3 protein-coding genes are annotated in these 5275 nt (G+C 42.9%); 1 reads left to right on the forward strand and 2 read right to left on the reverse strand.

The features are described from left to right. Positions 1-51: 51 nt before the first annotated feature. Both NJ959_RS18645 and NJ959_RS18650 read right to left on the reverse strand, forming a co-directional pair. Complete coding sequence (locus NJ959_RS18645) at positions 52-1470, reverse strand: URC4/urg3 family protein (protein WP_254013242.1); 1419 nt, start codon at positions 1468-1470, stop codon at positions 52-54. Between the two features lie 380 nt (positions 1471-1850). After that, positions 1851-3116: a GTP cyclohydrolase II gene (locus tag NJ959_RS18650; protein WP_254013243.1), complete on the reverse strand. Its 1266-nt coding sequence runs from the start codon at positions 3114-3116 to the stop codon at positions 1851-1853. 428 nt (positions 3117-3544) lie between these two features. On the opposite strand from NJ959_RS18650, the gene NJ959_RS18655 reads away from it, so the two are divergent. Continuing rightward, entirely contained in the window at positions 3545-5038 is a 1494-nt protein-coding gene (locus tag NJ959_RS18655; RefSeq protein ID WP_254013244.1) for a TldD/PmbA family protein, read from the forward strand. The last annotated feature ends 237 nt before the right edge of the window (positions 5039-5275 follow it).

The following is a 5275-nucleotide window of genomic DNA, read 5'->3' on the forward strand; positions in this document are numbered from 1 at the left end:
AACCAATAACCAATAACCAATAACCAATAACCAATAACCAATAACCAATAACTAAAATACTGTCCCATCACTCTCAATTTGGATAGGGGGAATGCCTCCTTGTCTTAATTTAGCAGCCATACGCCTTCCCGCTGTCCAGCTTCCTCCTTGCAAGACTTTGACTAAGGGTAATTCAGCAGGTGTCAGGTTCAGCTTTTGCCGGATAGTTTCGGCTAATTTATCTAAAAGAATGACTGTCAGCGCTCGCCATTCGACTATAATCTCAGATCCAGGTAAGTGAGGCTTCTGTAAAATAGTGGTATCTTTAACTTCTAGTAACCCTAAATCTAGAAATAAACCCCCATTGCGATATTCTGGTAACCCAGTCAACTCCTCTAAGCCAGTAATTTCTATGCCAAATTCTTGTAAGGGTTCCAACAGGGAGTAAGTTAACCATTGGGAAAGCTTGTGAAATGGCACATATTCTTGATAAGGTGTATCTCCTTTCAGTGCCGGATGAATCCAGACATCTCCTAAGTTAACATTCCCGATGCCTCTGGCGGGCGAAGCCATCGCAATTCTACCAGGCCAAATATTTCCTAATCCTTCTATGACAGCAGTTAGTATTGTTTTAGCAGGGAGTGGGGAGTGGGTTTTTTGGAGTGGGGAATCGGGAGAAGAGTTTTGAGTAGGGGTGAAGGATTTGGGGGATAACCTTTGTTGTTTAACCGGGATTGAAATATCCAAATGCTTCATCCTGAGTGGGGAAGGGGGAAACTTTTGAGTTTCGACTTGGCTTGGTAAATTATTATTCCCTATTCCTAAATTCAGTAAATAATCAACCAAATTACCGGGGCGTGGCTGAATATTCCCAAATATCTGTGGTAAAGCTAACAAAGAATCACCCAAACGCTGGAGTAATTCTAACCTACCAGACAAACCAACAAGAGGATTAGTTGCACTCACCTGAAATCCTGTCGCTAATTTATCAATAGTTAACTCTTGCAGTCCTTTAGCATCTACTTGTAGAGGATAGTCAGAATCACTAGAAAACATTCCCTGACAAAATATATGGAAACTAGCAATAGCTAACCCTTCCGAACGACAAAATACTAACCCAGTCTCCGCTTCTCGATATTGCCAGTCTGGACCTGCACCTGCATCTAAAAGAACACTAACGATTACTAAGTCAAATTTAATGTGAACTTTTTCCAGTGGTGTAAACCCGACTAATTTTTGCTCTAATTCAGCTAAACGCGGTATATTCCCCACCTCAAAATGCCGCCAACGACTGTGAAACGGAATCTTAAAATCGGGATACTCATCACCAATCACCTCGATTACATAATCAGCGACTTTATCCAATTGAGTTAAATTACAACGAAAATGAGATAACTGGTCATTACAGCATAAATCAAAAAGGCGATCGCATCTTTCTCGAATAGCTGCCGTTGTCCTTAGATAGGCAATCGTTTGTTCGTCATTAGTCATTGGTTGTTGGTTATTGGTTATTGGTTATTGGTTATTGGTAAATGGGTTTAAGCCTTTAGTTATGAACGTTTGGTTTTGTTTGGCAATGGATTGTCAGATAATTTTTAATGACTTAGTTATCGATCGAATAACGAACAACGATTTGCAAATCAGTTAGATACAGTGGGATGAGGGCGGGTTTTGAAGATAATTTGTCGTTGAAGGGACAAATATCGTCGCACTTTACCGCCCCGACAAAATCTCTATGCTACCAAACGCACTCTCTCCTTTGCGCTCTTTGCGTAAAAAAAAATCTGTTCCCTGTAACCGAGAATCCCTATAATTTCCAGTTTCCTCAACCAACCATCAATAACCAACAACCAATAACCAACAACCAACAACTAATCACTCAAGCTCCGACCTTTAATCTTACCTAGAGTAACCAGATTTGGTACAGTTTTTTCAGTATAATAGCCAGCAGCTTGCTTGGCGGCAATTTCCACCATAGCATCAGCGGGAATCAACTCATCTGGAATAGGGATACGATGAATAATTTTAATCCCAGAATTGACGATCGCGTTATACTTCATATCGCTCATCGATACAAAACGATCGATCTGAGTAATACCCAACCAATGTAGAACATCAGGCATTAACTCCTGAAAGCGCATATCCGGAACACCTGCGACACATTCAGTGCGATTAAAATAAGCATCAGCGCGATCGCCTCCTTCTTGACGCTTGCGAGCATTGTACACTAAAAACTTAGTCACCTCACCCAAAGCGCGACCTTCTTTGCGCAAATAAACAAAAACACCCGCACCACCAGCTTGTGCCGTTTCCGTACAGACTTCCAAACCATGTGCCAAATAAGGACGACAAGTACAGATATCCGAGCCAAAAACATCGGAACCATTGCATTCATCATGAACTCGCACTGCCAGTTCCCGATGAGGATCGGTAATTGCCTCCACATCACCAATAATATAAACAGTCATACCCCCAATTGGAGGTAAAAATACCTGTAAATCTGGATGAGTAACAAGCTCAGGGAACATCCCACCCGTCTGCTGAAATAAAGCACGACGAAGTTCATTTTCGCTGACATCAAGTCGCTTGGCCAGTCCCGGCAAATGCCAAACTGGTTCAATAGCGACTTTAGTGACAACTAAACTGCCCCCATCCTTCAGAATTTTACCATCAACAGCCAAACGACCCTTTGCGATCGCGTCCTGAATTTCTGGTAAATTGATATGAGCTTTGGTAATTGCGATCGTGGGACGAATATCGTAACCTTGCTTGTAGAGATCGGCATATACCTCATCCACAATAGCCCCAAAAGGATCTAAAGAAACGATCCGATCGGGATTACCCCAACTAGGATGAGGACCAATAGGGACAACCGGAAAAGTATTAGTTAAATCTGCCCGGTGATTGGGATGCAGCGCCCCACTAGCAACTGCCAAAGCCCGATAAACAGAATAAGAACCAGAATGAGTACCAATAACATTACGGTGTGCAGCAGTAGTTAAAGTACCAACAATAGCACCTCGTTTGCGGGGATTAATTTCTCCCCAGTGAATACGAGGGGGTTTTGACACCGGACGAATCGGATGAGAAGTAAGAACAATATGTTTAAGCTTGGATGCGTTTTTGAGTTGTTGCATGGACGCTCCTGTAGAATGCACCTGAAACCTACCGAAAAGGTAAGTAAATTGAAGGAAGCTCCAATCATAACAACACCAACCCAGAATTGGGAATATTTGCGATCGTGAATTTTTCTTTACAGAGGAGTGAGGGGTGGGAGGTTTAGGGGGTAGGTGGAAGCCAAAACCTGATCAACATATTCCCCAAAAAACCTCCACCTCCTCTACATCAAAAAAAAACACATAATATTCCAATCCAAATAACTTAGATATAACCACCCATTTTCACCCAAAAATTCCCGAACTACCATATAAACAACAACCCAACAACAACCCTCCGCGTACCTCTCTCCTTACCTCTGCGTACCTCTGCGTTAAAAAAAACTCAACGACAAAAATCCAACCAACCCAAGCTAATATAATAAAAAGCAATATCTCTCCCCCAGACCATGGTACAAGCCCCAGCCCCCATTGCCACCACAACCGATCTCGCCAGATTCGCCATCGACTTAATTCGCCAAGCCGGATGCGAATATGGAGATCTCCGTTTCTGCACCTACCGCCAGCAAAATCTCTTCGCCCGCGATCGCTCCCTGAGCCAATTAGCAGATAATGTTAGTGCTGGGTTTGGCGTGCGAGTACTTCTAGATGGTGCATGGGGATTCGCCGCAAGTCCCCATAAAACCCCAGGGGAAGTCGCACGAATTGTTAATTTAGCTATTGAAATTGCTAAGGGGAGTCGTCTTTCCCAAAAAACGCGGGTACAATTGGTTCCGGTGGCAGCCTATCAGGATACCTATATTACACCGATTGAAATCGACCCTTTTACGATACCAATTACTGAGAAAGCCGATTTATTATTGCAAATTAACGATGAATTGCTGAGTTATGGAGAAAGAGGGATAAAAAAAGCCCAATCCTATCTCCGTTTTACTAAAGAAGATAAAACCTTTGCTTCTACAGAAGGCTCTCTCATTCAACAAACAATTTATCGCACTTATCCAGGATTTGGTTGTACTGCGATCGCAAATGGTGATGCCCAAAGCCGCAGTTACGAACGTTCGCCTTTAAATAAGGGATATGAACATGTTAATGCTCAGGATTTGTTGAGTCAAGTAGAGCGAGTGGCAGAAGAAGCGATTGCCAAAGTTCACTCGCCTAAAGGTCCTTCGGGAATTCGCAGTACTCTAATCCTGAAACCGACTAATGTGTGGTTAACGATTCACGAATCCGTAGGACATCCTACAGAATTAGATCGAGTATATGGTTATGAATCTAATTTCGCTGGGACTAGCTTTGCCACTACTGAAAAATTAGGTAAGCTGCAATATGCTGCACCTTGGATTAATTTTAAAGCAGATCGGACTCAAGATGGCGGACGGAGTACTATGGCTTACGATGACGAGGGCGTACCTGCACAAGATTGGTATGTTGTCAAGGATGGTGTTTTAGTAGACTACCTAACTGACCGGGAAACTGCTTATCGATTAGGTCGCGGTAGTAGTAATGGTAGCGCTTATGCTGATAGTTGGTCGAGCGTACCGATGGTGAGAATTCCTAATTTGGGATTGGAAGCGGGAGTTGATGGTGGGAGTAATACTGCTACTTTAGAGGAGATGATTGCTGATACTGAAGATGGTATTTTAATTGATGGGATTGGTAGTTTTTCCATCGACCAACAGCGGCGGAATTTTCAATTTGGTGGTGATGCTTTCTGGAAAGTAGAAAATGGCAAGGTGGTAGGGATGTTAAAGGATGTGACATACCACTCCATGACTACTGATTTTTGGAATAGTGTAGATGCTGTTGGAAGTGCGGCTGAGTCGATGCAATGTGGAACCAATATGTGTGGCAAAGGTGAACCAATGCAAATTGCCCAAATGACTCATCGTTGTGTCCCCGTGCGGGTGCGGAATATTCAGATTGGCGGTTATGAAGGATGAAGTGTGAAGTATGAAGGATGAAGTGTGAAGGATGAAGGATGAAGTGTGAAGGATGAAGTGTGAAGGATGAAGTGTGAAGTGTGAAGTATGAAGTATGAAGTGTGAAGTATGAAGTATAATTGCTCATTTACAAATTTTTCCCGATCTTAACCTGTCACCACTGCTATTCTTTCCGCCTTCAACCTTCAACCTTCAGCCTTCAACCTTCAGCCTTCAACCTTCAGCCTTCAACCTTCA

This window comes from Limnofasciculus baicalensis BBK-W-15 (genome assembly GCF_024178385.1).
Lineage (GTDB): Bacteria > Cyanobacteriota > Cyanobacteriia > Cyanobacteriales > Coleofasciculaceae > Limnofasciculus > Limnofasciculus baicalensis.